A 25357-nucleotide genomic window follows, 5' to 3' on the forward strand; every position below is an offset into this window, starting at 1 on the left:
GAGCGGCGATCACGTCCGCGTCACGGCAGGCCCGGCGGGGTCACCCCGACCAACCACGCGTCGAGCAACCCGCGCAACGGCCGCCCGGCGGTCCGCTCGGCATACCCGACGAAGTCCGCGGTGGTGGCGTTGCCGTCCCGGTGCCGCGCCAGCCAGCCGCGCAGGATCCGGTAGAACGTGTCGTCGCCGACCGCGCGGCGCAGCGCGTGCACCGCCAGCGCACCCCGCTGGTAGACCGCGTCGCCGAACATCCCGGCCCGGCCCGGGTCGACGGTGGGCCGGGTCCAGTCGGTGGTGGCGTACCGGTCGGCGACGGTCTGCGCCACGGTCCGCCCGCCGTCGTGCTCGGCCCAGAGCCACTCGGCGTACGTGGCGAAGCCCTCGTTCAGCCAGATGTCGCTCCACCGGGCCACCGAGACGCTGTCGCCGAACCACTGGTGGGCCAGCTCGTGCGCGACCACCTCGGTGTTCGGCCCGCCCCGGAAGAATCCCGGCCCGTAGACCGGGCGGCTCTGCGTCTCCAGCGCGTAGCGGATCCGGTCGTCGGCCACCGCCACGCCGCCGTACGCGTCGAACGGGTACGGCCCGAAGCGGGCGGCCAGGAAGTCGGCGACCTCGCCGGTGCGGGCCACCGACGCGGCGGCCGGGCCGTCCGCGGGCAACGCCGACGCGACGGCGGTGACCAGCGGCCGACCGGCATGGGTGCCGGTGGCGACCCGGTAGTCGCCGATCACCAGCGTGGTCAGGTAACTGGCCATCGGCGAACCCTCGGACCAGCGCCAGGTGGTCCGGCCGTCGCTGCTCGTCCGTCCCTTCGGGACGCCGTTGCTCAGCGCGGCGAGCCCGTCCGGCACGGTGATCGCGATGTCGTAGGTGGCCTTGTCCGACGGGTGGTCGTTGACCGGGTACCAGGTGCTTGCCGACTCGGGCTGGCCGAGGGCGATCGCCCCGTCTGCGGTGGCGTGGAAGCCGCCGTCGCCCAGTTCCGCGTTGGGCAGCGGCTTCGGCACCCCGCCGTAGGTCACCTCGACGGTGAACCGCCGGCCCGCCGGCAACCCGTGTGCCGGGGTGACGACCAGTTCGGCGTCGTCGTGGCGGTGCTTCGCCGGCTCGCCGTCCACCCGGACCCGGTCGACGTCGAGGCCGGCCAGGTCGAGCTGGAACCGGGACAACGCCTCGGTGGCGGTCGCGGTCACCGTCGCGGTGCCGGTGAGCCGGTCGTCGCCCGGGTCGTAGCGGACGTCCAGCGCGTAGTGCCCGACGTCGTAGCCGCCGTTGCCGGCCCCCGGCACGTACGGGTCACCGGCGTCGGCCGCGCCGGGCCGGAACCCGCCCCGATCGTCCCCGGTGCACCCGGTCGCCAGCAGCGCCACCGCCAACGCGGTCGCGCACCACCGCACCCGTCTCACCCGGCGAGCCTAGACGCACGACGGCGCGGACGGGGTCGAACCCGCGTCCGCGCCGTCACGTCGTGCCCGCTCAGCGGTCGAGGACCAGGCCGACCTTCTGGAACTCCTTGAGGTCGCGGTAGCCGCACTTGGCCATCGCGCGGCGCAGCCCACCGAAGAGGTTGAGCTGCCCGTCCGGCTCGTCGGCCGGGCCGAACAGCAGCCGCTCCATCGAGCCGAGCGGCTCGCCGGCCACCTCGAACGCGCCCCGGGGCAGGGACGGGTGACTGGCCGCGGAGTGCCACCAGGCGCCGCCGGCCGGTGCCTCCGCGCAGAGCGACAGCGGCTCGCCGAGCATCACCGCGTCCGCGCCGCAGCCGAGGGCCTTGGCGATGTCGCCGGAGGTCTGCATGTCGCCGTCGGCGATCAGGTGCACGTACCGGCCGCCGGTCTCGTCCAGGTAGTCGCGGCGGGCCGCGGCGGCGTCGGCGATGGCGGTGGCCATCGGCACCCGGATGCCGAGCACCGACTCGGTGGTCGACCAGTCGTCGCCGCCGATGCCCACGATCACGCCGGCCGCGCCGGTGCGCATGAGGTGCAGCGCGGTCTTGTAGTCGGTGCAGCCGCCGACGATGACCGGCAGGTCGAGGTCGGCGATGAACTCCTTGAGGTTGAGCGGCTCGTCGGTGGTGGAGACGTGCTCGGCGGAGACGAGCGTGCCCTGGATGACCAGGATGTCCACGCCGGCGTCGAGGATCACCGGGGCCAGCGCCAGGGTGTGCTGCGGCGACACCCGGACCGCCACGGTGCCGCCGCCGGCGCGCAGCTCGCGGACCCGCTCGGCGATCAGGTCGGGGCGGATCGGCTCGGCGTAGACCTCCTGGAGGCGCTTGGTCGCGCGCGCGTCCTCGCCGAGTCCGGCCAGTTCCTCCAGGATCTTGGCCGGGTTCTCGTAGCGGGTCCAGAGGCCCTCGACGTTGAGCACGCCGAGTCCGCCGAGCTGGCCGAGGCGCACCGCGGAGGCGGGGCTCATGGTCGCGTCCGAGGGGTGCCCGACACAGGGGATGCCGAACGGGTAGGCGTCGAGCTGCCAGGCCGTGGAGACGTCGTCGACGTCCCGGGTGCGGCGGCTCGGCACGATGGCGATGTCGTCCAGGTGGTAACCGCGCTGCGCGGTCTTGCCCAGCCCGATCTCGACCACGTCACGCATGGGGACTCCAGATGTGTTCGGGGGTGGAGGGGGGTCAGCGGGTGTGGTAGTTGGGCGCCTCGACGGTCATCTGGATGTCGTGCGGGTGGCTCTCCTTGAGCCCGGCCGCGGTGATCCGGATGAGCTGCCCACGCTGGTGCAGCTCGGCGATGCTCTCCGCGCCCGCGTATCCCATGGCGAGCCGCAGGCCGCCGGTGAGCTGGTGGGCGACCTGGGCGAGCGGGCCACGGTAGGGCACCTGGCCCTCGACGCCCTCGGGCACCAGCTTCTCGTCGCTGGTCACGTCCTGCTGGAAGTAGCGGTCCTTGGAGTACGACTTGACCTGGCCGCGGGACTGCATCGCGCCGAGCGAGCCCATCCCCCGGTAGGCCTTGTACTGCTTGCCGTTGACGAAGATCAGCTCACCGGGGCTCTCCTCGCAGCCGGCCAGCAGGCTGCCGAGCATCACCGTGTCGGCGCCGGCCACCAGCGCCTTGGCGATGTCGCCGGAGTATTGGATGCCGCCGTCGCCGATGACCGGGACGCCGGCCGGCCGGGCCGCCCGCGCCGCCTCCATGATCGCGGTGATCTGCGGGACGCCCACGCCGGCCACGATCCGGGTGGTGCAGATGGCGCCCGGGCCGACACCCACCTTGACGCCGTCGGCGCCGGCGTCGACGAGCGCCTTCGCGCCGGCGTAGGTGGCGATGTTGCCGCCCACGATGTCGATGGTCACGTCCCGCTTGAGCCGGCCGACCATCTCCAGCACCGCCCGCTGGTGGCCGTGCGCGGTGTCCACGATCAGCACGTCGACGCCCGCGTCGACGAGCGTCCGGGCCCGCTTGTACGAGTCCTCGCCCACGCCGATCGCGGCGGCGACCCGGAGCCGGCCCGCCTCGTCCTTGGTGGCCTCCGGGTACTGCTCGCTCTTGGTGAAGTCCTTGACCGTGATGAGGCCGCGCAGCGCGCCGGACTCGTCGACGATCGGGAGCTTCTCCACCTTGTGGCGGCGCAGCAGGTCGAGCGCGTCGTCCTTGCTCACCCCGACCGGGGCGGTGATCAGCGGCGTCCGGGTCATGATGTCGCGGACCGGCGTGGCCGGGTCGGAGACGAAGCGCATGTCGCGGTTCGTCACGATGCCGACCAGCTGGCCCTGCCCGTCGACCACCGGCACGCCGGAGATGCGGTAGCGCCCGCAGAGCGCGTCCACGTCGCGGAGGGTGTCGTCCGGGCTGGCGGTCACCGGGTTGGTGATCATGCCGGACTCGGAGCGCTTGACCAGGTCGACCTGGAGCGCCTGGTCCTCGACGGAGAGGTTGCGGTGCAGCACGCCGATGCCGCCCTGGCGGGCCATGGCGATGGCCATCCGGGCCTCGGTGACGGTGTCCATCGCGCTGGACAGCAGCGGCACGGTCAGCTCGATGTTGCGGGTGAGGCGGGTGCGGGTGTTGACCCGGCTGGGCACCACGTCCGACTCGCCCGGCTGCAGCAGCACGTCGTCGAAGGTCAGCCCGAGCGGCACCACCCGGGCCGAACCGGCCGGCAGCTCGGGCAGATGGCCACCCAGCTCCCCGCCGTCGCGGCCGGCCGGGATCTCGGTGCTGGGCGAATTCTCCACGATTGCTCCCCTGAGCTGGTCGAACGGGCTGCAGCGAGGCGGCGCGCGCGGGCACCGGCGTGCGCCGGCGTGACGGCGCGTCGCCTCATCGTACCCATTGGCCTGCCCCGCCCCGGGCAGCGGCGGGCCCGGCGTAGGCCGGGCCACAGCACGGCCGTGGGCGGGCTTTCCGGCGGCGCGGGGTCTACGGTGAGGGGGTGCACGACGAGCCCATCGACCCGTTCAACGGCGACCCGGCCGATCCGGCTGCCGGCCTGCACGATCCCGGCGACGACGACGCTCTCGACCCGCTGACCGAGGTCGAGCGGCAGGACGTCCTGGAAGATCTCGCCGACCTGGAGATCTACCAGGCCCTCCTCCAGCCGATCGGGGTGCGCGGGCTGGTGATCGAGTGCGAGGACTGCCGCGAGCCGCACTACTTCGACTGGGACCTGCTCCGGGGCAACCTGCGCCACCTGCTCAACTCGGGGCGGCCCCGGGTGCACGAGCCGGCCTACGACCCCGACCCCGACCACTACGTGAGCTGGGACTACGCCCGCGGCTACGCCGACGGCGTGCACGACACGCTCACCGAGGGCACTGACGACACCGCGGACGAGTGATCGCCGCCCGGGTCAGGCGACCAGGCCGGCCCGGAACCCGGCCGCCACGGCGTGTGCCCGGTCCCGGGCGCCCAGCTTGCGGAACAGTCGCCGGGCGTGCGTCTTGACGGTGTCCTCGGAGACGAACAACTCCCGCCCGATCTCCGCGTTGCTCTTGCCCTCGGCCATGCCGAGCAGCACCTGAAGCTCGCGCTCGGTGAGCCCGACCGCGCTGCGCGGCGTCCGCGCCGGTCGCTGGGCGCCACCGGCCGGTGGCGCCTCGGCCCCGTCCGCAGCCGGGTCGTTCGGGTCCTCGCCGCGCTGCACCGGCACCACCGTGGGCAGGCCGGCGGCGTCCGTCGCGGTCGCCGGCCAGCCGGGCCCGCCCGGGGTACGCCCCGACGCCGCCGCCCGGGTCGACCCGCCGACCGCCGCCGCGTCCCGAGCCGGGTCGGCCACCCGGTGCCGGTTGGTCCGTCCGGGAGCGGAGAGCAGCAGCAGCGCCTTCGCCACCGCGCTGGTCAGGTCGTGGTCGGCGTTCTGGATCAGACCGCGCGCACCGGCGCTGATCGTGGCCGCCGCCGACTCCGACTCCTCCGGGCCGAGCAACAGCACCGCGGCCTGCGGGGCGCGGGCGAGCACCCGACGCACGAAACCGGGGCTGTCCGGCCGGGTGAGGGCGGTGTCGGCCAGCACCACGTCGACCGGACGCTCGGCGAGCCGCAACATCACCTCGGGATCGGAGACGGCCGTCCGGACGACGCCGGACAGCCCGAGCCGCGCCGCCGCGGAGGTCAGATGCTGGGCCGCCAATGGTGTCCGAACGCACACGAGAACGCTACGCACTGTGGTCTCCTCTCCGACTCAGAGCAGACCACGTGGGGGTCGGCTGGGGAGGGGGTTCCGGGCAATCATCCGAACTTTTCCGACATCTGGGGCATATGCCGCTGACTGTCCGAGGTTTTCGATCACACATGTGTGAGGCGGGGACGGCTCGGGTACCGAGTCGTTCATCCGGAACCGGCATCCCGCGCGGACCGCCGCCCGGTAGCTGGCCACGAACATTCTCCGCGGTGCCGCGCGGGAGGAGGGGTGCTGATGTCGAACGTACGTAGGCTGCCTGGACCCATCGTCGACCTCTGGGACTGGCAGCGGCTCGGCGCCTGCCGTGGCCGCGACAGCGCCCAGTTCTTCCACCCGGACGGCGAGCGCGGCTCCTCCCGACTGCGCCGGGAGACCGGCGCCAAGTCCGTCTGCCGCGCCTGCCCGGTGCGCGCCGAGTGCGCGGCCCACGCCCTCGCGGTCCGCGAACCCTACGGCGTCTGGGGCGGCTTCAGCGAGTCCGAGCGACTGCGGCTGCTCGCCCTCGGCTGGGAGGACCTGGCCGACCGCCGGCAGAGCCGGGTGGACATCGCCAGGCTGGAGGCGCGCCTCGGCCGGCCGCACAAGACCGCCGTCCCGGACCAGCGCAAGGTGGCCTGACCAGTCGCACGTCCCGACGCCGCGCTCCCGACCGGGGGCGCGGCGTCGTCTCGTGTCCACGCTGCCGACCCCTCCGCCCGGCGTTGCCGGCTTTCCGAGGACGTCTCCGCCGCTCCGCCGGCCCGGGCCGCTCCCACCGGCGACGCCTTTAGAGCTGATATCAGAAACGACTCGGACCGGACCACCCGAACCCCGAGGCCACCCGTCGCAACGACCCAGACCGGACCACCGAGAACCCGAGGCCACCTGTCGCAACCGACCAGGCCGAACCACCCAAAACCCGAGGCCACCCGTCGCAACCGACCAGGCCGAACCACCCAAAACCCGAGGCCACCCGTCGCAACCGACCAGGCCGAACCACCCAAAACCCGAGGCCACCCGTCGCAACCGACCCGGAACGGACCGGACGGGCCGAGCCCCGGCGCCCGTCGGGAGGAGAGCCGGCAGCCGGGCCGACGCGCTCGGCTTGCTCACCTGGCCGGGTACCGGAGCTGGCGGCCAAGGGCATGCCGCCGGGCGGAGGCTGAGTCGTTCGCGATATCAGCTCGAAAGGCACTTCGCCGCAGGCACTGCCGCACGCCGCCCGTGCCGTATACCACCGACGCGCCCGCACCTGTCCGATCGTCGCGCTGCAGAGCGTCGATCAGGCAGAGTCAGGCGCGGTCAGGCTCGGTCAGGCACGGTCAGGCACGGTCAGGCACGGTCAGGCACGGTCAGGCACGGTCAGGCACGGTCAGGCACGGTCAGGCGACGGTGACCGTGACGGTGTGCCAGCCGGTGGCGCCATCGGGGGCCACCGGGCTGCGCCGCTCCGGCTGCGTCTCGCCGGCCGCGTCGGTGGCGCGTACCTGGAGGGTGTGCTCCCCGGGCGTGGCGTCCCACCGCCACGACCACTGCACCCAGGTGTCCGTCGACACCGCCGGGGCTAGCGTCGCCTCCCGCCACGGGCCGTCGTCGACGCGTACCTCGACGCGGCGGACGCCGCGGTGCTGCGCCCACGCCACCCCGGCGACCGTCACCGGGCCGGCGGCCGGGCGGCTGCGGGCACGCGGGGTGTCGATCCGGGACTGGGTCTTGACCGGGCCCTGGGCGGACCAGCCACGCGGCACCCAGTACGCGTCGAAGTCGGCGAAACTGGTCAGCTCCAGCTCGGTGACCCACTTGCACGCCGAGACGTACCCGTAGAGGCCGGGCACCACCATCCGCACCGGGAAGCCGTGCTGGACCGGCAGCGGCTCGCCGTTCATCCCCACCGCCAACAGCGCGTCCCGCCCGTCGCGCAGCACCGAGGTGGGGGTGCCGCAGGTCCAGCCGTCCACCGCGCGCCCGACCACCTGGTCCGCGCCCTCCTCCGGGTCGGCCTCGTCGAGCAGCTCCTTGATGGGTACGCCGAGCCAGCGGGCGTTGCCGATCAGGTCACCGCCGACCTCGTTGGAGACGCAGGCCAGGGTCACGTGCCGCTCGACCATCGGGCGGGCGAGCAGGTCGTCGAAGCTCAGCTCGATCGGGTTGCGGACCCGGCCGTGGATGCGCAGCCGCCAGGTCACCGGGTCCACCTGCGGCACCACCAGCGCGGTGTCGATCCGGTAGAACTCGCGGTTCGGCGTGACGTAGGGGGCGAGCCGGGGCAGCGACAGGTCCGCGCCGGCCGGTACCGGCGGCGCGGGCGTCGCCGGCGCGGGCAGCGTCACCGCCTCCCGGGCCGCCGAGACGCCACGCCGGCCGGCCAGCCAGTGCCCGCCGAGCCCGGCCACCGCCGCCGCCCCGGTCAGCAGGCCGACGCCCCGCAGGAACCGGCGTCGCGACTCCGGAACGTCGTACCGGGCCGGCTCCCAGCCGCCCGGGGTCTCCTCCTCGCGCGCGAACGCGGCAGCCGCCGGGGGTGGCGGGGGTGGCGGGGACGTGGAAGGGGGCGTCCCGGCCGGCTCGCGGTCGGCCAGGTCGGCCCCGGTGCGGTCCGCCCGCTCGGGACGCGCCCGGTCGGCCCCGGCGCGGTCCGGGCTCAGCGGGCCGGCGACGAACGCCCAGAGCGTCAGCCCGCCGAGGCCGGCGCCGACCAGGGACGGCAGCGCGTCGAACGCGTCCGCGCCGGGTCGGGTCAGTGCGGCGGCGACGCCGAGCGCGGCGAACGCGGCGATGCCGGCCAGGCCGACCGCCAGTCGCCGGGCCGCCGCCAGGCCGAGCAGCGCCGCGAAGCCGGCCAGCAGCAGCGCCGTCCCGACCAGCAGGGCGATCTTGTCGTACGTGCCGAAGACGGCGATGGCGAACTGCTTGAGCGGCTCGGGCACCAGGTCGACGACGACACCGCCGACGGCGATCAGCGGGGCGGACCGGGGGCCGGTCAGGACGGCCACCGGCTCGGCGGTGCCGAGCGCCACCGCGGCGGCGACGACACCGGCCAGCGCCGCGTGGCGGCGGGAGATCATGTGCACGCCGTCCAGTCTGGTCGACCGGGCGGCCCGGCTGCCAATCTCGTCAGCGTTCCGTAAGCACGTCAGGGCACACCGCCGGCTCGGCGGTGTGCCCTGACGTCGGGCCGTGCTCCTCGGGTCAGAAGCCCGGGCCGTGCTGGTGGCCGTGGCCGTGCGAGTGGCCGTGCCCACCGGCGGCGGCCGGCTCCGGCTCGGCCGGCTTCTCCACGACCAGGCTCTCGGTGGTGAGCAGCAGGCCGGCGATCGACGCGGCGTTGGAGACCGCGTTGCGGGTCACCTTCACCGGGTCGAGGATGCCGGACTTGGCCAGGTCGACGTACTCGCCGGTGGCGGCGTCGAGGCCGGTGCCCCACTCCTGGGCGACCACCTTCTGCACCACCACGTAGCCGTCGTGACCGGCGTTCTGCGCGATCCAGCGCAGCGGCTCGACCAGCGCCTTGCGCACGATCGAGACGCCGACCTTCTCCTCGCCGGTGAAGCCCAGGTCGTCGTCGAGCACCGGCAGGATCTGGGCCAGCGCGGCGCCGCCGCCCGGGACCGTACCCTCCTCGACCGCGGCCTTGGTCGCGGCGATGGCGTCCTCGATGCGGTGCTTGCGCTCCTTCATCTCGACCTCGGTGGCCGCGCCGACCTTGATCACCGCGATGCCGCCGGAGAGCTTCGCCAGCCGCTCGGCCAGCTTCTCCCGGTCCCACTCGGAGTCCGAGGCCTCGATCTCCTTGCGGATCTGGGCGACCCGGTCGGCGACCTCGGAGGACTGCCCGCCACCGTCGACGACGGTGGTGTTCTCCTTGTCGACCACGACGCGACGGGCGGTGCCGAGCACCTCCAGGCCGACCTGGTCGAGCTTGTAGCCCAGCTCCGGGGCGACCAGCTCGGCGCCGGTCAGGATGGCCATGTCCTGGAGCATCGCCTTGCGGCGGTCGCCGAAGCCGGGGGCCTTGACCGCGCAGACCTTGATGGTCTTGCGGATGGCGTTGACCACCAGCGTGGACAGGGCCTGGCCCTCGACGTCCTCGGCGACGATGAGCAGCGGCTTGTTGTTCTGGAGGACCTTCTCCAGCAGCGGCAGCAGCTCCTCGATGGCCGAGATCTTCTGCGTGGTGATCAGGATGTACGGGTCCTCCAGGACCGACTCCTGCCCCTCCACGTCGGTGACGAAGTTCGGCGAGATGAAACCCTTGTCGAACTGGAGACCCTCGGTCACTTCCAGCTCGGTGGTGAGCGCCGAGCCCTCCTCGACGGTGATGACACCGTCGCGGCCGACCCGCTCCATCGCCTCGGCGATCAGCTCACCGATGGTGGCGTCCTGCGCGGAGACGGTCGCGACGTGCGCGATCGACTCCTTGCTGGCGACCTCGACGGCCCTGCCGAGCAGCGCCTCGGAGACCTTGGCGGCCGCCGCGTCGATGCCCCGCTTCAGGCCGGTCGGGTTGGTGCCGGCGGCCACGTTGCGCAGGCCCTCGCGGACCATGGCCTGGGCCAGCACGGTGGCGGTGGTGGTCCCGTCGCCGGCGACGTCGTTGGTCTTGGTCGCCACCTCCTTGACCAGCTGCGCGCCGAGGTTCTCGTACGGGTTGGTGAGCTCGATCTCCTTGGCGATGGTCACGCCGTCGTTGGTGATCGTGGGCGCACCGAACTTCTTGTCCAGGACGACGTTGCGACCGCGCGGGCCGAGGGTGACCTTGACCGCGTCCGCGAGTGCGTTGACACCGTGCTCGAGCAGGTGCCGGGCGTCGTCCGAGAAGCTGAGGATCTTCGCCATCAGTATCCCTTCGAAGCGACGTTGCCCCGGCCCGGCGAGCCGGACCGGGGCAACGACACTGATCGGTTGCTTACTTCTCGATGACCGCGAGGACGTCGCGGGCGGAGAGCACCAGGTACTCCTCGCCGGCGTACTTGACCTCGGTGCCGCCGTACTTCGAGTAGAGGACGGTGTCGCCGACCTTCACGTCGACCGGCACGCGGTTGCCCTTGTCGTCGATCCGGCCCGGGCCGACAGCGAGGACGGTGCCCTCCTGCGGCTTCTCCTTGGCGGTGTCGGGGATCACGATGCCCGAGGCGGTGGTGGTCTCGGCCTCGTTCGCCTGGACCACGATGCGGTCCTCGAGCGGCTTGATCGCAACCTTGGTCGCGGTAGTCACGGGCATACCCTCCCGGGTACTTGGTGTCGTTACCGGCCGGCATGCCGACCAGCGTCAATCTGCCACATGCCACCGGGCGGGGCCGTCGTCGCGGGTGCCGGTCCGCCTGGCGCTCAACTCCCGGGCACGGGGCCCGGGCGTTGGCACCCTCAGGGTGAGAGTGCTAATCGCAGGTTATTCCTCGGCTAGCACTCCGTCAAGGAGAGTGCCAGCGCGTCGCCCGCCGTGTCGGCCGCGAGGCGGGTCGGGAGAATGAGCGGGTGGACCTCGACCAGCTCGCCGTGCTGCGTACCCCCGAGGGGTCGGCCGCGCTCGCCGCGGCGGCGCGGGTGGCCGGCGGCGACCCGCTGGCGGCGGCCGCCGCGCTGCGCTCGGCCGGGATACCCGGCGGGCTCGCGGCGGCGGCCCTGACCCAGGCGGAGCTGCGCCGCCGGGCCGCCGGCAAGTTCGGCGCGGTGGCGGCCGGGCTGTTCCTCACCCGGCCGGGACTGGAGCAGGCCACCCGCCGGGCGGTCGCCGACCGGCGGGCCGCGCGGCTGCGCGCCGCCGGCGTGACCACACTCGCCGACCTGGGTTGCGGGCTGGGCGCCGACGCGCTCGCCGCGGCCCGCGCCGGCATCCGGGTGCACGCGGTGGAGGCCGACCCGGTCACCGCGGCGATGGCCGCCGCGAACGCCGAGGCGGCCGGGCTGGCCGACCTGGTCACGGTGGAGTGCGGCGACGCCACCGCGTTCGACGTGAGCCGGGTCGACGGGGCCTTCTGCGACCCGGCGCGACGGCGGGCCGGCACCGGTCGGCGCATCTTCGACCCGAACGCCTACTCGCCGCCGTGGGACTTCGTCGTCGGGCTGGCCGAGCGGGTGCCGCGCACCGTGGTCAAGGTGGCGCCCGGGCTGGACCACGCGTTGATCCCGGCCGGCGCCGAGGCGGAGTGGGTGAGCGTCGACGGGGACCTGGTGGAGGCCGCGCTCTGGTGCGGCGAGCTGGCCGACGTCCCCCGCCGCGCCACACTGCTGCGGGAGAAGGAAGGGCCCCCTTTTAACGCCTCCGGTAGTGGAGGGGCCCCCTCTTATCAGCTGACCGGCAGCGGCGCTGTCGACGCGGCGGTGGGCCCGGTCCGGCGGTTCCTGTACGACCCGGACCCGGCCGTGGTGCGCGCACACCTGGTCGCCGAGCTGGCCGCCGACCTCGACGCCACCCTCGCGGACCCGTCGATCGCCTACCTCTACGCGGACGCGGCCCGGCCCACCCCGTACGCGCGCTGCCTGGAGGTCACCGACGTGCTGCCGTTCTCGCTCAAGCGCCTGCGCGCGCTGCTGCGGGAGCGCCGGGTCGGCCGGGTGGAGATCCGCAAGCGCGGTTCGGCGCTGGAGCCGGAGAAACTGCGCCGCGACCTGCGCCTGACCGGCGACGCGGCGGCCAGCCTGGTGCTGACCCGGGTGGCCGGCGCGCCCACCGTGCTGATCTGCCGCCCGGTGCCGGCCGCCGCCTGACCGCCGTCCCCGACCGGCGCCCGTTCCGGCTCGCCGGGAAGCCGCGGCCGGGTTAGCTTGACGGTCATGGCGGGACAGGGCACTCCGGCGACCGCGCTGCTGGCCAAGCGGAAGATCGCGCACAGCACGCACCCGTACGACGTCTCGCCGGACGCGCCGAACTACGGCGCGCTGGTCGCCGCCGCGCTCGGGGTGCCGCCGGAGCGGGTGTTCAAGTCGCTGGTCACCGAGGTGGACGGCGAGCTGACCGTGGCCGTGGTGCCGGTGACCGGCGAGCTGGACCTGAAGGCGCTCGCCGCGGCGGTGGGCGGCAAGCGCGCCGCGCTGGCCGACCGGGCGGTGGCCGAGCGGGCGAGCGGCTACCTCCGGGGCGGGATCAGCCCGCTCGGGCAGCGCCGGCGGCTGCCGACCGTGGTCGACGCCTCCGCGTCGACCCACCCGACGGTGTACGTCTCGGCCGGCCGCCGGGGCCTGCAGGTGCAGCTCGCGCCCGGTGACCTGGTGGCGCTCACCGGGGCGCGGACCGCCCCGATCGCCGCCGGTTGAACCACCCGCAGCGGGACGGTGGGAGCGTTTCCGCCGCGGGTGTCGGCCGGGTGACAACCGCGTTGCTGAATTGTTACCGCCGCCAACAAACTTCTGACCTCGGCACTCTTGCGGAGCGCCGGAAGCGCGGAATACGTTGCCGGACACAACAAAACATCGACCTCTACTCCCCCACCCCCCGAAAGGACCCGTGCACATGCGCAAGGGACTCCTCACCTTCGCGGCCGTCGGTCTCCTCGCGACCGGCAGCATGGCCGCCTGTGGTGACAACGGCGGTTCTTCCGACCAGGCCGGCGGCTCCAGCGACAAGAAGCCGAAGATCGGCGTGATCCTGCCGGACAGCAAGTCCTCCGCCCGTTGGGAGGGCGCGGACCGCAAGTTCCTCAAGGAGGCGTTCGACGCCGCCGGCGTGGAGTCGGACATCCAGAACGCGCAGAACGACAAGACCGCGTTCCAGACCATCGCCGACCAGATGATCACCAACGGCGTGAACGTGCTGATGATCGTCAACCTGGACTCCGGTACCGGCAAGGCCGTGCTCGACAAGGCCAAGTCGCAGGGCGTCGCCACCATCGACTACGACCGGCTGACCCTGGGCGGCTCCGCCCAGTACTACGTCAGCTTCGACAACGAGGCCGTCGGCAAGCTCCAGGGCGAGGGCCTGAGCAAGTGCCTGACCGACAAGGGCGTCAAGAACCCGTCGATCGCCTACCTCAACGGCTCGCCGACCGACAACAACGCCACCCTGTTCAAGAACGGGTACGACTCGGTCCTCAAGCCGAAGTTCGACTCGAAGGAGTACACCAAGGTCGCCGACGACCCGGTGCCGGCCTGGGACAACGCGCAGGCCGCCACCATCTTCGAGCAGCAGCTGACCAAGGCCGGCGGCAAGATCGACGGTGTGCTCGCCGCCAACGACGGCCTCGGCAACGCGGCCATCTCGGTGCTGAAGAAGAACAAGCTCAACGGCAAGGTCCCGGTGACCGGTCAGGACGCCACCAAGGAGGGCCTGCAGAACATCCTCGCCGGTGACCAGTGCATGACCGTCTACAAGGCGGTCAAGAAGGAGGCGGACGCCGCCGCCGAGCTGGCCATCGCGCTCGCCAAGGGCGAGAAGAAGGAGACCGGCCAGACCGTCAAGGACCCGGAGGGCAACCGGGACGTGCCGGCCGTGCTGCTGGAGCCGAAGGCCATCTACAAGGACAACGTCAAGGACGTGGTGGCCGACAACTACGTCACCAAGGAAGAGCTCTGCACCGGTGCGTTCGCCAAGCTCTGCACCGACGCCGGCGTGAGCTGACCCAACCCGCTTCAGGCGGCGCCGCCCGGCACGGGGAAACCCGCGTCGGGCGGCGCCCACGCCGGACGGGATCCGAGACCTCCCCTCCGCCCAAAGGAGACACCCGTGTCCGCAACCCCCCTGCTGGAGCTACGCGGGATCGACAAGAGCTTCGGTCCCGTCCAGGTACTGCGTGACGTCGCCTTCACCGCGCACCCGGGTGAGGTGACCGCGCTCGTCGGCGACAACGGCGCCGGCAAGTCGACCCTGGTCAAGTGCATCAGCGGCATCTACCCCACCGAGTCCGGCGAGTTCCTCTTCGACGGCCGGTCGGTGAGCATCAACAGCCCCCGGGACGCCGCCGCGCTCGGGATCGAGGTCGTCTACCAGGACCTGGCGCTCTGCGACAACCTCGACATCGTGCAGAACATGTTCCTCGGCCGGGAGAAGCGCAGCGGCATCGTGCTCGACGAGCCGACCATGGAGCAGATGGCCGCCGAGACCCTGGCCGGCCTGAGCGTGCGCACCGTGAAGTCGTTGCGCCAGCACGTCTCCAGCCTCTCCGGCGGGCAGCGGCAGACCGTCGCCATCGCCAAGGCGGTGCTCTGGAACAGCAAGCTGGTCATCCTGGACGAGCCGACCGCCGCGCTCGGCGTCGCGCAGACCGCCCAGGTGCTGGAACTGGTCCGCCGGCTGGCGGACAAGGGCCTGGCCGTGGTGCTCATCTCGCACAACATGAACGACGTCTTCGCCGTCTCCGACCGGATCGCCGCGCTCTACCTCGGCCAGATGGTCGCCCAGGTGAAGACCACCGACATCACCCACTCGCAGGTGGTCGAGCTGATCACCGCCGGTCGCTCCGGCGACCTCGGCCTCACCGGCGAGCCGGGCAGCAACGGCACCGGCGCCGCGCCCGCCGACATCACCCCAGGAGCCGTCCGATGACCGCCACCGCCGTGAAGAAGGAAGGCCCCGCCGGCGTCACCCCGGCGCCGACCGTGGGCAGCCACGTGAACAACTACTGGCGTCGGGTACGCGGCGGCGACATCGGCGCCCTGCCCGCGGTGATCATGTTGCTCGTGCTCGCGGTGGGCTTCTCGATCGCCCGCCCGTCGTTCTTCACCGCCGGCAACCTGGCGAACCTCTTCACCCAGGGCGCGGCGGTCACGCTCATCGCGATGGGCCTGGTCTTCGTCCTGCTCCTCGGCGAAATCGACCTCTCCGCCGGCTTCGCCAGCGGCGTCTGCGCCGCGATCCTGGCCAACGTGGTCACCGTGCTCGGCTACCCCTGGTACGTCGCGGTGCTCGCCGCCGTCGTCACCGGCGTGGTCATCGGCACCGTGCTCGGCCTGCTGGTCGCGAAGGTCGGCATCCCGTCCTTCGTGGTCACCCTCGCCGGCTTCCTCGCCTTCCAGGGCGTCGTGCTGACGCTGATGGACGAGGGCGCCAACATCGCGGTCCGCGACGACGTGCTGGTCGCGATCGCCAACCGCAACCTCTCCCCCGTGCTGGGCTGGACGCTCGCCGCGCTGGCCGTCGGCGGGTACGCGGCCGTGCAGCTGCTGCGGCACCGCAACCGGTCCGCGCGCGGCCTGCTCACCGACCCGATCGCGGTGGTCGCCGCCCGGATCGGCGGCCTCGCCGTGATCCTCGGCGTCGCGGTCTACGTGCTCAACCTGGAGCGCAGCCGCAACGTCCTGGTGGTCTCGCTCAAGGGCGTGCCGATCGTGGTGCCGATCATCGCGCTGCTGCTGGTCGTCTGGACGTTCGTGCTCCACCGCACCAGCTACGGCCGGCACATCTACGCGGTCGGCGGCAACGCCGAGGCGGCCCGCCGGGCCGGCATCAACGTGGACAAGATCCGCATCTCCGTCTTCGTCATCTGCTCCGGGATGGCCGCCATCGGCGGCATCGTGGCGGCCAGCCGGGCCAACTCGGTCGACCCCAACACCGGTGGCAGTAACGTACTGCTCTACGCCGTCGGCGCGGCGGTGATCGGCGGCACCAGCCTCTTCGGCGGCAAGGGCCGGGTCCTCGACGCCGTGCTCGGTGGCGCGGTGATCGCGGTGATCGACAACGGTATGGGACTGATGGGGTACAGCTCGGGCGTCAAGTACGTGGTCACCGGCGTGGTGCTGCTCGCCGCGGCGACCATCGACGCGCTGTCGCGACGGCGCGCCGCCGCCACCGGCGTGCGCTGATCCCGGGTACGGACACACCATGGCAGTGGCAATGCGCGCGGGTCCCAGCCAGGACGAGATCCGCCGGCAGAACCTGGGCGCATTGCTCCGCTACGTGCACGTGCACGGGGCCACCACACGCGCGGAGCTGACCACCGCGCTCGGGCTCAACCGCAGCACCATCGGCGCGCTGACCGCGGACCTGGCCGGCGCCGGTCTGGTCAGCGAGGGGACGCCGAAGGAGACCGGCCGGGCCGGACGACCGTCACTGGTCGTCCGGCCCGAGTCGGGACGGGTCTACGCGTACGCGTACAGCGTCGAGGTGGACCGGCTGCGGGCCGCGCGGGTCGGGCTCGGCGGCGAGGTGCTCGACCGCCGGGAGCTGGACCGGCCGCGCAACCTGGTCGCCGGGGAGGCCGCCCCGCTGCTCGCCGGCGCGGTCAAGGAAATGCACCACTCGGTGCCGCCCGACTCGTTCTGCGTGGGCGCCGGGGTGGCCGTGTGCGGCATGGTGCGCCGCGACGACGGGCTGGTCCGGCTCAGCCCGACCACCGGCTGGGTGGACGAGCCGATCGGCGCGGCGCTCGCCGACGAGCTGGGCATCGACGTGCCGATAACGGTGGGGAACGTGGCCGACGTGGCCGCCTACGCCGAGCACGCCCGGGGCGCGGCGACCGGCTGCGACAACGTCATCTACCTGTACGGCGACGTCGGCGTGGGGGCCGGCATCATCGCCGGCGGCCGGCGGCTGACCGGACACGGCGGCTACGGCGGCGAGGTCGGCCACATGGTGGTGGTCCGCGACGGTGTGCGCTGCGACTGCGGTCGGCGCGGCTGCTGGGAGACCGAGATCGGCGAGCACGGGCTGCTGCGCGCGGCCGGCCGGTCCGAGGCGCGCGGGCGGGAGGCCCTGCTGGCCGTGTTCGACGCCGCCGACCGGGGGGACGCCCGGGCGCAGAGCGCGGTGCGGCAGGCCGGCGACTGGCTCGGCTTCGGCGTGGCCAACCTGGTCAACATCTTCAACCCGGAGATGGTCATCTTCGGCGGCACCATGCGCGACCTCTACCTGGCCGCCGCGGCCCAGGTCCGCAGCCGGCTCAACTCCAACGGTCTGCCCGCGTGCCTGGAGCACGTGCGGCTGCGTACCCCGGAACTCGGCGACGACGCGGCGCTGATCGGCGCGGCCGAGCTGGCCTTCGAGCGTCTCCTGGCCGACCCGCTGAACTGATCGGCCCGGCGATCCGTACCAGTGTGCGGACGGCCGGTGGGCTCGGCCGTCCGCGACCCCACGAAGCGGTCCGGACCGAGGAGGCAACCCAACCATGGCATCGCTGGAATCCGCACGTCGCCGGCTGGCGCACCGGGTGACCCTGCTGCTCGTCGCGATCGGCGCGGGGATCGGCGTCCTTCCCGGCGCGGCGCTGGCCGCGCCGAACCCCGGCGTGCAGATGAACGCCGCCGACATGACGCTGCTCAACGGCGTACGGCTGGCCGGGCTCTGGGAGATCCCGGCCGGGACGATGGCCGCGGAGAAGGGCAAGTCCCCCCGGGTCCGGGAGGTCGGCGCGGAGATCGCCCGTCAGCACGGCGTGCTGGACCAGCTGGTGGTCGAGGCAGCCAACAAGTTGGGCGCGGTCCTGCCGACGGACCCGACGGCCCAGCAGAAGGGCTGGCTGACCGAGATGCAGAACGCCAACGGCGCGCAGTTCGACCAGATCTTCGTCACCCGGCTCCGGGTCGCCCACGGCAACATCTTCCCGGTGATCGGCGCCGTCCGGGCCAGCACCAAGGATCCGATCGTGCGCAAGCTCGCCGAGGACGCCAACACGTTCGTCAACGACCACATGACCATGCTGGAGAGCACCGGACTGGTCCGCTGGCAGCAGTTGCCGCCGCCCGCGCTCCCGCCGGCGCAGAGCGACTCGCTGGTCGCGGCCGCCCAGGCGAACGTGGGCAGCGGCGGCGGGCTCCAGGTGGGCACCGGGATCGTGTGGGCTGTCTTCCTGATCGCGCTGGGCACCGGCGGGTACACGACCTGGCGGCTGATGCGCCGCGCCTGAACGGTGTCGGGCCCCGGTCGTCGACCGGGGCCCCTTCCTCGTACCGTCAGCGGTCGATCTGGGTGAAGTCCCAGCTGTGCGGTGGCCGGGCGACCAGGCGCATGGGCGGCTCGGGCAGCTCACGCGGGTTGCTCCGCCACTTGGAGATCACCACCAGCCGGTGGTCGGTGGAGGAGAACACCTCGCTGGAGACGTGCATCGGGTCGTGCTCGAACTCGGGCAGCGCGGTCTCGCACACCCAGGTGATCAGCTCGGCGAAGCCGTACGACTCTGCCTTCGCCTCCCACATCCGGACGATCATGTCGGTCCCCTCCCCGTTCAGACGCTGACCACGGTCAGCGGCATGGCGGAGTCGGCCGGCAGGTCGAGCCGGCTCGGCGCGACGCCCGCGGCGACCAGGTGCGACCCGAGCGCGGCCACCATCGCGCCGTTGTCCGTGCAGAGTTTCGGCCGGGGCGTACGGACCCGGACGCCGTGCTTGTCGGCCCGGTGCTCGGCCATCGCCCGCAGCCGGGAGTTGGCGGCGACCCCGCCGCCGATCACCAGCGTGTCGATGCCGCTGCTGCGGCACGCGTCCAGCGCCTTGCCGACCAGCACGTCGCAGACCGCCTCCTGGAAGGACGCCGCCACGTCGGCCACCGGCACCGGCTCGCCGGCCCGCTGCCGCGCCTCCACCCACCGGGCCACCGCCGTCTTCAGCCCGGAGAAGGAGAAGTCGAAGCGGTGACCGACCAGGTCCTTCGCGGCGGTCAGCCCGCGCGGGAACGCGATCGCCGCAGGGTCGCCGGCCCGCGCCTCGCGGTCGATGTACGGTCCGCCGGGGAACGGCAGCCCGAGCAGCCGGGCCACCTTGTCGAACGCCTCCCCGGCCGCGTCGTCGATGGTCGCGCCGAGCGGCACGACGTCCCGGGCCAGGTCGTCGACGCGCAGCAGCGAGGAGTGCCCGCCGGAGACCAGCAGCGCGATCGCCGGCTCGGGCAGCGGTCCGTGCTCCAGCGTGTCCACGGCCACGTGCGCGGCGAGGTGGTTCACCCCGTACACCGGCTTCTCCGCGGCCACCGCGTACCCCTTGGCGGCGGCGACGCCGACGAGCAGCGCGCCGGCCAGGCCCGGTCCGGAGGTCACCGCGATCGCGTCGATGTCCGCGATGGTGACCCCGGCCTCGCGCAGCGCCCGGTCCATGGTCGGCACGATCGCCTCCAGGTGGGCCCGGCTGGCCACCTCGGGCACCACCCCGCCGAACCGGGCGTGCTCCTCGACGCTGGAGGCCAGCGCGTCGGCGAGCAGCGTGTGCCCGCGCACGATGCCCACACCGGTCTCGTCGCAGGAGGTCTCGATGCCGAGGACCAGGGGTTCGTCAGCCATGCTCGTCAGTCCTCGGTGCGCTGCATGACCAGCGCGTCGGTGTTGCTCGGTTGGTAGTAGCCCCGCCGCACGCCGATCGGCTCGAAGCCGTGGGTGGCGTAGAGCCGCTGGGCCGGGCCGTTGTCCGCGGCGACCTCCAGCAGCGTGTTGCGGACGCCGCGCCTTGCCGCCTCGGCCAGCAGCGCCTCCAGCAGCAGCCGGCCGATCCCCCGCCGCTGGGCGTCGCGGCGCACCGCGACGTTCTGCACCCACGCCTCGTCTGGCGGGGCCACGGCCAGCCCGGCGTAGCCGAGCACCGAGCCGTCGTCGTCCGTGGCGACCAGGTAGAAGTTCCCGTTGGCGAGTTCGTTCCAGAACATCGCCGCCGACCACCGCTCGGCGCCGAACAGGTCCGCCTCGAGGGGCAGCACCTCGTCGACGTGCCACCAGCGGAACCGGCCGAGCCTCACGGCAGGACCGGCTTGTGGCCGGTGGCCGCGACGGCGTCCGGTCGGCGCAGGTAGAGCGGGGTCAGCGGCTCACCGGGGGCGCCCGCGCGGATCCGCTCGGCGGCGAGGCGGGCCAGCGCCAACGGGTCCGGGTACCGGGGCTCCTCCCGCACCGGCAGCCCGAGCACGTCCGCGTACCGGTGCGCGCCGTCGCCGACCGCGACCGTGACCGCCAGGTCGCGGGCCCGTTCCGCGACCACCGCCGGCGCCGCCACGTCCGGCCCGGCGACGCGTTCGCCGGCGCCGTCGTAGACGGCCCAGTAGACCTCCCGGCGGCGCGCGTCGCTCGCGGCCAGCACCGGCTCGCCGGCGGCCGCCGGGTGGCCGATCCCGTCGAGAGAACAGACACCGTACGTGGGGATGCCGAGCACCTGGGCCATGGTGGCGGCGGTGACCAGACCGACCCGCAGCCCGGTGAACGGCCCCGGGCCGAGCCCGGCGACGATCGCGGCCAGGTCGGCGGGGCGCGCGTCCACGTCGGCCAGGACCGCGTCGACCTGCGGCGCGAGCAACTCGCCGTGGGCCCGGGCGTCGACCGTGCACCGGGACGCGCGGACCGCGACGCCGTCCGCCGAGACCTCGACCAGCGCCGCGGTCACCGCGGGCGTCGAGGAGTCCACCACGAGTACGAGCACGGTTAGCCAGCCTAGCCGTCCCGCCCGGCCGGTCAGGCCACGCCCTCGCCGCCGCCTGCCCGCACCCTCGCTGCCCGCTCCTCGTCGCCACCTGCCTTCGCGTCGCTGCCTGCCTTCTCCGTCGTCGTCGCCGCCCGCGCCAGCGCCAGCGCCAGCGCCAGCGCCAGCGCCAGCGCCAGCAACGGACGGTGACGCCGTCGGGTCACGGCACCCTTCGAGAGCGATATACCGCTGGGTCATATTTATGACTGAGCGGTATATCGCTCGAACCTGATGTGCCAACCTCTCGGGATGACCGAGAGTCGCCTCGCCGGGCAGGTCGCCCACGCCGTCCGGCACGAGCGAGAACAGGCGGGACTGACCCAGCAGGCGCTGGCCGGACGGGCGGGGCTGAGCCAGGCCGCCGTCGCCCGGATCGAGCGTGGCGACCGGCTACCGAGCCTGCCGACCGTGGAACGGCTGCTCGGCGCGCTCGGACGCCAGATCCGGATCGAGGTGGAGCCGCTCGACAGCCACCTCGACGCGACGCTCGACGAAGCAGCCGGAACTGCGTTGACCGAGCGGATCGCGGACCTCGGGCTGGACCGGATCGTCGACGCCCTGGGCGACCTGTCCCACGTGCTGGCCGGCAGCACGGCGGCCGTGCTTCAGGGTGCGCCGCTGCCGGTGGAGGCGGTCGAGATCGCGGTGCGGTGGCGGGACGCCCCCCGCTTCACCGCCTGGCTGGATCGGGCCCACGCGCAGCGGTGGAACGCCCGCTGGGAGGAGTGGGGCGGAGTGCGCCCGGAGCCCGAGGAGCCGGGCGAGCACCGCTGGCTCACCCGCTATGGCGAGCTGCGCGCCCGGATGTGCGAGGACCTGCCCGAGCCCGTCGAGGTCCGCCTCGGCGACCGCACGTACCCGGTCGAGCCACTGGTCGAGGTGGAGGTCACCGACCGGCGTACGGCCGACCTGCTGCGCCGGTACCGGCAGCGCCGCGCCGAAGGCGCGACGCCAGCCGGGTCAGCCGGCTGAGCGTTCCCAGTCGACGGTGGGCAGGCCGGCGTCGGCGAGCGCCTTGTTGGCCGCGCTGAACGGCCGGCTGCCGAGGAAGCCCTTCGGGTTCATCGGGCTCGGGTGCCCGGCCTCCAGCACCACGTGCCGCGGGTTGGTGACCAGCGCCGCCTTCTTGCGGGCGTAGCCGCCCCAGAGCAGGAACACCACCCGCTGGTCGAGCGCGTCGAGCGCCCTGATGGTGGCGTCGGTGAACTCCTCCCAGCCCCGGTTGGCGTGCGAGCCCGGCGTGGCCTGCCGGACCGTGAGCACCGAGTTGAGCAGCAACACGCCCTGCGCCGCCCAGCCGTCGAGGTTGCCGCTGCGCGGCTTCGGCACGCCCAGGTCCTCGCCCAACTCCTTGAAGACGTTGCGCAGCGACGGCGGCACCGTCACGCCCTCGCGCACGCTGAAGCTCAGCCCGTGCGCCTGCCCCGCCTTGTGGTAGGGGTCCTGCCCGAGGATGAGCACCCGCGTCCGCGCCGGCCCGCACAGGCGGTAGGCGGAGAACAGGTCCTCCAGCGGGGGGAAGACCGTGGCGGTCGCGTACTCCCGGGCGACGAACTCGGCCAGCGCCGCGGTGCGGGCCGGATCGAGGTGCGGGGCGATCGCCTCCCGCCACGGCTCGGGCAGGAGCGCCAACAGGTCGAGGGCGGGGGTGTCGTCGGACATCGGCAACCTTTCGCAGTCGTCCCCGGGACTCTAGGCACCGGGTACGACGACGCTCAGCCGAGGGTCGCCAGCCTCGCCGCCCAGTCGCCGCCGACCGGTTCCAGGGTGACCACCCGGGTGTCGTCGTCGCGCCGGTCGATGCGGACCCGCAGGTGCGCGTCGACCAGTTGCTCGACCATGCCCTCACCCCACTCCACCACGGTGACCGCCTCGTCCACCGAGGCGTCCAGGTCGAGGTCATCGATCTCGGCGCGCGGGTCGGCGGACTCCCCCAGCCGGTAGGCGTCGGCGTGCACGAGCGTCACCCGGCCGCCGCGCGCCGGGTCCGGCCGGTGCAGCCGGGCGATGACGAACGTGGGCGAGGTGATGTCCCCACGGACGCCGAGGCCGGCGCCGATGCCCTGGGTCAGCGCGGTCTTGCCGGCCCCCAGCGGGCCGCTGAGCAGCAGCAGGTCGCCGGCGCGCAGCACGCCGGCCAGCCGGCGGCCGAACCGGTGCGTGTCGTCGAGGGTCGTCAGCTCCACCGTCACAGGGATTCCAGGAACCTTTCCAGCGCCGCGTTGACGTCGTCCGCGTGCTCGAGCATCACCACGTGCCCGCTGTCGTGGATCTTCACGAACTCGGCGTGCGGCAACCGCCGGACGATCTCCTCGGAGTGCGTCACCGGCGTGATCATGTCCTTGTCCCCCACGATCACCAGCACGGGCGTGCCGGCCAACGCGGCCAGCGCCGGGAAGCGCGAGTGGGTGGCCAGGGTGCGCAGGTAGCGGGTGACCGTGTCGGCCGAGGTGCGGGAGTTCATCGTCTCGACGTACGACACCAGGGCCGGGCTGGGCTTCGGGGTGCCGAAGCCGTACCTGCGGGTGAGCAGCCAGGCCACGTTCGACGTCGACCGGCGGGCCTTGTCGATCACCGTGCCGCCGTAGCGGGTGGCGTTGCTCATCATGTAGAGCACCGGCGCGCCGACCCGGCCGAGCAGCGCGGGGGCCACCAGCTTCGTCTCCGCGGCCAGGCCGCCGGAGGTGGCCATCAGCACCGTGCCGACCACCCGGTCGCCGAACAGCTCCGGACAGAGCTCGGCCAACGCCATGATGGTCATGCCGCCCATCGAGTGCCCGACCAGCACCAGCGGCCCTTCCGGCGCCACCTCGTCGAGCACCCGGCGCAACGTGCGGCCCAGCGCGACCAGGTCGTACTCGCCGGTCTCCAGCCTCCCGGAGCGGCCGTGCCCCGGCTGGTCGTACGCGACCACGCGGTAGTCACCGCGCTCCGTGAGCAGCTTGCGCTGGAAGTGGAAGGTCCCCATGTCGAGGCAGAACCCGTGCACCAGCACGACGGTCGGACGGCCGGGGACCGGCCGGGTCGGCTCGACCACCTCCACGTGGATGTCGGTGCCGTCCGGCATCTCCAGCTCGTACGCCTCGTCGTAGCGCTGCTGGCCGAAGACCTCCAGGGCGTACCGGTCGGCGGGGTCGTGCTTGAGCCGACGGACCAGCACCCGCTCGCTGACCACGCCCGCCGCGAGCCCGGCCGCGGCCACCCCGACGGCCGCGCCGACCAGACCGGCGACCTTGCCGGCTGCGCTGCGCGGACGCGGCACCCGCAGGTTCATGCGCGCTCGCCGTCGTAGACGCGGGGCACCCGCACCCCACCGAAGCGGGTCACGATCTCGTAGTTGATGGTGCCGACCGCCTCGGCCCAGTCGTCGGCGGTGGGCTCGCCGTGCGCGCCGCTGCCGAACAGCGTCGCCACGTCCCCGGCGGCCACCTCGTCGTCGCCGCAGTCGACCACGAACTGGTCCATGCAGACCCGCCCCGAGATGGTCCGCCGTTCGCCGGCGAGCAGCACCGGACCGGTGTTCGAGGCGTGCCGGGGCACCCCGTCGGCGTAGCCCAGCGGCACCACGGCCAGGTTGCTCTCGTTCTCGGTGAGGTAGGTGTGGCCGTAGGAGACGCCGGTGCCGGCCGGGACCCGCTTGGTCAGCATCACCCGGGCCCGGGCCGTCATCGCGGGCCGCAGGCCGAACCGCTCGCCCGCGATCGGCGACAGACCGTAGACCGCGATGCCGGGACGGACCAGGTCGAAGTGGGTGTCCGGCCGGGTCAGCGTGGCCGCCGAGTTGGCCAGGTGGCGGTAGCGGGGCCGCAGGCCGGCGCGGGTCACCATCTCCAGCCCTTCGCGGAAGACGGCGAGCTGGCGGTCGGTGGTGGGATGGCCGGGCGAGTCCGCGTACACGAAGTGGCTCCACACGCCGACCACCTCGACCAGACCGTCGGCCTGGGCCTTCGCGGCGGCCTCCAGCAGGGTGGGCCAGTCGGCCACGGTGGCCCCGCCCCGGGACAACCCGGTGTCGATCTTGAGGTGCAGCCGGGCCGGGCGGTCGGCCCGGCGGCTCGCCTCGATCATCTCGTCGAGCTGGGGAAGGCTGGCGCAGCCCAGGTCGACCCCGACCGCGATGCCGTCGTGCAGCGGCAGGCCCGGATCGAGCAGCCAGGCCAGGACCGGCGCGGTGATGCCCTCCTGGCGCAGCCGGAGCGCCTCGTCCAGGGTGCAGACGCCGAGCTGGTCCGCCCCGGCGTCGAGCGCCGCGCGGGCCGCCGGCACCATGCCGTGCCCGTATCCGTCGGCCTTCACCACCGCCATCAGCTCGGCGCTGGTGCCGGCCTTGAGCCGGGCCACGTTCTCCCGGATCGCGTCGAGATCGACGCGCACCTCCGACTGCCACATACCCCCAGCCTACTTCCGCCGGTGATCATCGTGGCCGTGAGCCGCG

The 25357-nt window shown here is 73.3% G+C and carries 26 protein-coding genes; 10 read left to right on the forward strand and 16 right to left on the reverse strand.

The window, feature by feature from the left end; all coding sequences use genetic code 11:
* Window positions 1-20: 20 nt before the first annotated feature.
* The 3 genes from O7600_RS14555 to guaB all read right to left on the reverse strand — a co-directional run bounded on the left by O7600_RS14555 (window position 21) and on the right by guaB (window position 4195).
* The gene (locus tag O7600_RS14555) at window positions 21-1379 is read right to left on the reverse strand and encodes a M1 family metallopeptidase (protein WP_281594164.1); all 1359 of its coding nucleotides are present in this window, start codon (window positions 1377-1379) and stop codon (window positions 21-23) included.
* 100 nt (window positions 1380-1479) lie between these two features.
* Window positions 1480-2598: a GuaB3 family IMP dehydrogenase-related protein gene (locus tag O7600_RS14560; RefSeq protein WP_099163687.1), complete on the reverse strand. Its 1119-nt coding sequence runs from the start codon at window positions 2596-2598 to the stop codon at window positions 1480-1482.
* Between the two features lie 34 nt (window positions 2599-2632).
* A complete protein-coding gene (gene guaB, locus O7600_RS14565) occupies window positions 2633-4195 on the reverse strand; it encodes an IMP dehydrogenase (protein ID WP_091570342.1) in 1563 nt (520 codons plus the stop codon).
* A gap of 197 nt (window positions 4196-4392) precedes the next feature.
* On the opposite strand from guaB, the gene O7600_RS14570 reads away from it, so the two are divergent.
* Window positions 4393-4797: a DUF5319 domain-containing protein gene (locus O7600_RS14570; protein WP_099163686.1), complete on the forward strand. Its 405-nt coding sequence runs from the start codon at window positions 4393-4395 to the stop codon at window positions 4795-4797.
* 12 nt (window positions 4798-4809) lie between these two features.
* On the opposite strand, the gene O7600_RS14575 is transcribed toward O7600_RS14570, so the two are convergent.
* The gene (locus tag O7600_RS14575; protein WP_099163685.1) at window positions 4810-5622 is read right to left on the reverse strand and encodes a response regulator transcription factor; all 813 of its coding nucleotides are present in this window, start codon (window positions 5620-5622) and stop codon (window positions 4810-4812) included.
* Window positions 5623-5874: 252 nt separating this feature from the next.
* On the opposite strand from O7600_RS14575, the gene O7600_RS14580 reads away from it, so the two are divergent.
* A complete protein-coding gene (locus O7600_RS14580; RefSeq protein WP_091576957.1) occupies window positions 5875-6258 on the forward strand; it encodes a WhiB family transcriptional regulator in 384 nt (127 codons plus the stop codon).
* 743 nt (window positions 6259-7001) lie between these two features.
* Here the strand turns inward: O7600_RS14580 and O7600_RS14585 are convergent.
* The 3 genes from O7600_RS14585 to groES form a co-directional block, all read right to left on the reverse strand.
* Window positions 7002-8690 carry a molybdopterin-dependent oxidoreductase gene (locus O7600_RS14585; protein ID WP_281587716.1) on the reverse strand — a complete coding sequence of 563 codons (1689 nt, stop codon included), beginning with the start codon at window positions 8688-8690 and terminating at the stop codon, window positions 7002-7004.
* A gap of 118 nt (window positions 8691-8808) precedes the next feature.
* Window positions 8809-10455: a chaperonin GroEL gene (groL, locus tag O7600_RS14590; protein ID WP_281587718.1), complete on the reverse strand. Its 1647-nt coding sequence runs from the start codon at window positions 10453-10455 to the stop codon at window positions 8809-8811.
* 70 nt (window positions 10456-10525) lie between these two features.
* A complete protein-coding gene (groES, locus tag O7600_RS14595) occupies window positions 10526-10840 on the reverse strand; it encodes a co-chaperone GroES (RefSeq protein WP_088998427.1) in 315 nt (104 codons plus the stop codon).
* 254 nt (window positions 10841-11094) lie between these two features.
* On the opposite strand from groES, the gene O7600_RS14600 reads away from it, so the two are divergent.
* The 7 genes from O7600_RS14600 to O7600_RS14630 all read left to right on the forward strand — a co-directional run bounded on the left by O7600_RS14600 (window position 11095) and on the right by O7600_RS14630 (window position 18392).
* On the forward strand, window positions 11095-12327 hold the full coding sequence (locus tag O7600_RS14600) for a methyltransferase domain-containing protein (RefSeq protein WP_281587721.1): 1233 nt from the start codon (window positions 11095-11097) through the stop codon (window positions 12325-12327).
* A gap of 66 nt (window positions 12328-12393) precedes the next feature.
* Window positions 12394-12873 (forward strand): Cys-tRNA(Pro) deacylase, encoded by a 480-nt coding sequence (gene ybaK, locus O7600_RS14605; RefSeq protein ID WP_281587722.1) that lies wholly within the window; start codon window positions 12394-12396, stop codon window positions 12871-12873.
* Window positions 12874-13069: 196 nt separating this feature from the next.
* Window positions 13070-14173 carry a substrate-binding domain-containing protein gene (locus O7600_RS14610; RefSeq protein WP_281587724.1) on the forward strand — a complete coding sequence of 368 codons (1104 nt, stop codon included), beginning with the start codon at window positions 13070-13072 and terminating at the stop codon, window positions 14171-14173.
* 105 nt (window positions 14174-14278) lie between these two features.
* Window positions 14279-15097, forward strand: a complete 819-nt coding sequence (locus tag O7600_RS14615) for an ATP-binding cassette domain-containing protein (RefSeq protein ID WP_281587726.1) — start codon at window positions 14279-14281, stop codon at window positions 15095-15097.
* The gene (locus O7600_RS14620; protein ID WP_281587728.1) at window positions 15094-16353 is read left to right on the forward strand and encodes an ABC transporter permease; all 1260 of its coding nucleotides are present in this window, start codon (window positions 15094-15096) and stop codon (window positions 16351-16353) included. The genes O7600_RS14615 and O7600_RS14620 overlap by 4 nt, the downstream gene beginning before the upstream one ends.
* Before the next feature lie 31 nt (window positions 16354-16384).
* Window positions 16385-17560, forward strand: a complete 1176-nt coding sequence (locus tag O7600_RS14625; protein ID WP_281594165.1) for an ROK family protein — start codon at window positions 16385-16387, stop codon at window positions 17558-17560.
* 94 nt (window positions 17561-17654) lie between these two features.
* The gene (locus O7600_RS14630; protein WP_281587730.1) at window positions 17655-18392 is read left to right on the forward strand and encodes a DUF4142 domain-containing protein; all 738 of its coding nucleotides are present in this window, start codon (window positions 17655-17657) and stop codon (window positions 18390-18392) included.
* Window positions 18393-18438: 46 nt separating this feature from the next.
* Here O7600_RS14630 and O7600_RS14635 read toward each other — a convergent pair whose 3' ends face one another.
* Genes O7600_RS14635 through O7600_RS14655 form a run of 5 tightly spaced genes read right to left on the reverse strand, consistent with a single transcriptional unit; the run spans window position 18439 to window position 21062 of the window.
* On the reverse strand, window positions 18439-18693 hold the full coding sequence (locus tag O7600_RS14635) for a hypothetical protein (RefSeq protein ID WP_281587732.1): 255 nt from the start codon (window positions 18691-18693) through the stop codon (window positions 18439-18441).
* 17 nt (window positions 18694-18710) lie between these two features.
* Window positions 18711-19757, reverse strand: coding sequence for a tRNA (adenosine(37)-N6)-threonylcarbamoyltransferase complex transferase subunit TsaD (gene tsaD, locus O7600_RS14640; protein ID WP_281587734.1), 1047 nt, complete (start codon window positions 19755-19757; stop codon window positions 18711-18713).
* A gap of 5 nt (window positions 19758-19762) precedes the next feature.
* Window positions 19763-20206, reverse strand: coding sequence for a ribosomal protein S18-alanine N-acetyltransferase (gene rimI / locus O7600_RS14645; RefSeq protein WP_281587736.1), 444 nt, complete (start codon window positions 20204-20206; stop codon window positions 19763-19765).
* On the reverse strand, window positions 20203-20880 hold the full coding sequence (gene tsaB, locus O7600_RS14650; RefSeq protein WP_281587738.1) for a tRNA (adenosine(37)-N6)-threonylcarbamoyltransferase complex dimerization subunit type 1 TsaB: 678 nt from the start codon (window positions 20878-20880) through the stop codon (window positions 20203-20205). The genes rimI and tsaB overlap by 4 nt, the downstream gene beginning before the upstream one ends.
* 32 nt (window positions 20881-20912) lie before the next feature.
* Entirely contained in the window at window positions 20913-21062 is a 150-nt protein-coding gene (locus O7600_RS14655; RefSeq protein ID WP_281587740.1) for a hypothetical protein, read from the reverse strand.
* 109 nt (window positions 21063-21171) lie between these two features.
* Here O7600_RS14655 and O7600_RS14660 point away from each other — a divergent pair, with 109 nt between their 5' ends.
* Window positions 21172-21894 carry a helix-turn-helix transcriptional regulator gene (locus O7600_RS14660; RefSeq protein WP_281587742.1) on the forward strand — a complete coding sequence of 241 codons (723 nt, stop codon included), beginning with the start codon at window positions 21172-21174 and terminating at the stop codon, window positions 21892-21894.
* Here the strand turns inward: O7600_RS14660 and ung are convergent.
* From ung to alr, 4 genes are read right to left on the reverse strand one after another with little or no spacing between them, the layout of a single operon-like run.
* The gene (gene ung, locus O7600_RS14665; protein ID WP_281587744.1) at window positions 21883-22584 is read right to left on the reverse strand and encodes a uracil-DNA glycosylase; all 702 of its coding nucleotides are present in this window, start codon (window positions 22582-22584) and stop codon (window positions 21883-21885) included. The two genes, O7600_RS14660 and ung, sit on opposite strands and share 12 nt — an antisense overlap.
* Window positions 22585-22637: 53 nt before the next feature.
* A complete protein-coding gene (tsaE, locus tag O7600_RS14670; protein WP_281594166.1) occupies window positions 22638-23120 on the reverse strand; it encodes a tRNA (adenosine(37)-N6)-threonylcarbamoyltransferase complex ATPase subunit type 1 TsaE in 483 nt (160 codons plus the stop codon).
* A complete protein-coding gene (locus tag O7600_RS14675) occupies window positions 23111-24196 on the reverse strand; it encodes an alpha/beta hydrolase (protein WP_281587746.1) in 1086 nt (361 codons plus the stop codon). Before O7600_RS14675 ends, tsaE begins: the two co-directional genes overlap by 10 nt.
* Window positions 24193-25311 carry an alanine racemase gene (alr, locus tag O7600_RS14680; RefSeq protein ID WP_281587748.1) on the reverse strand — a complete coding sequence of 373 codons (1119 nt, stop codon included), beginning with the start codon at window positions 25309-25311 and terminating at the stop codon, window positions 24193-24195. Before alr ends, O7600_RS14675 begins: the two co-directional genes overlap by 4 nt.
* Window positions 25312-25357: the final 46 nt, after the last annotated feature.

This window comes from Micromonospora sp. WMMA1998 (assembly GCF_027497375.1).
GTDB classification, from domain to species: Bacteria; Actinomycetota; Actinomycetes; order Mycobacteriales; family Micromonosporaceae; genus Micromonospora; species Micromonospora sediminicola.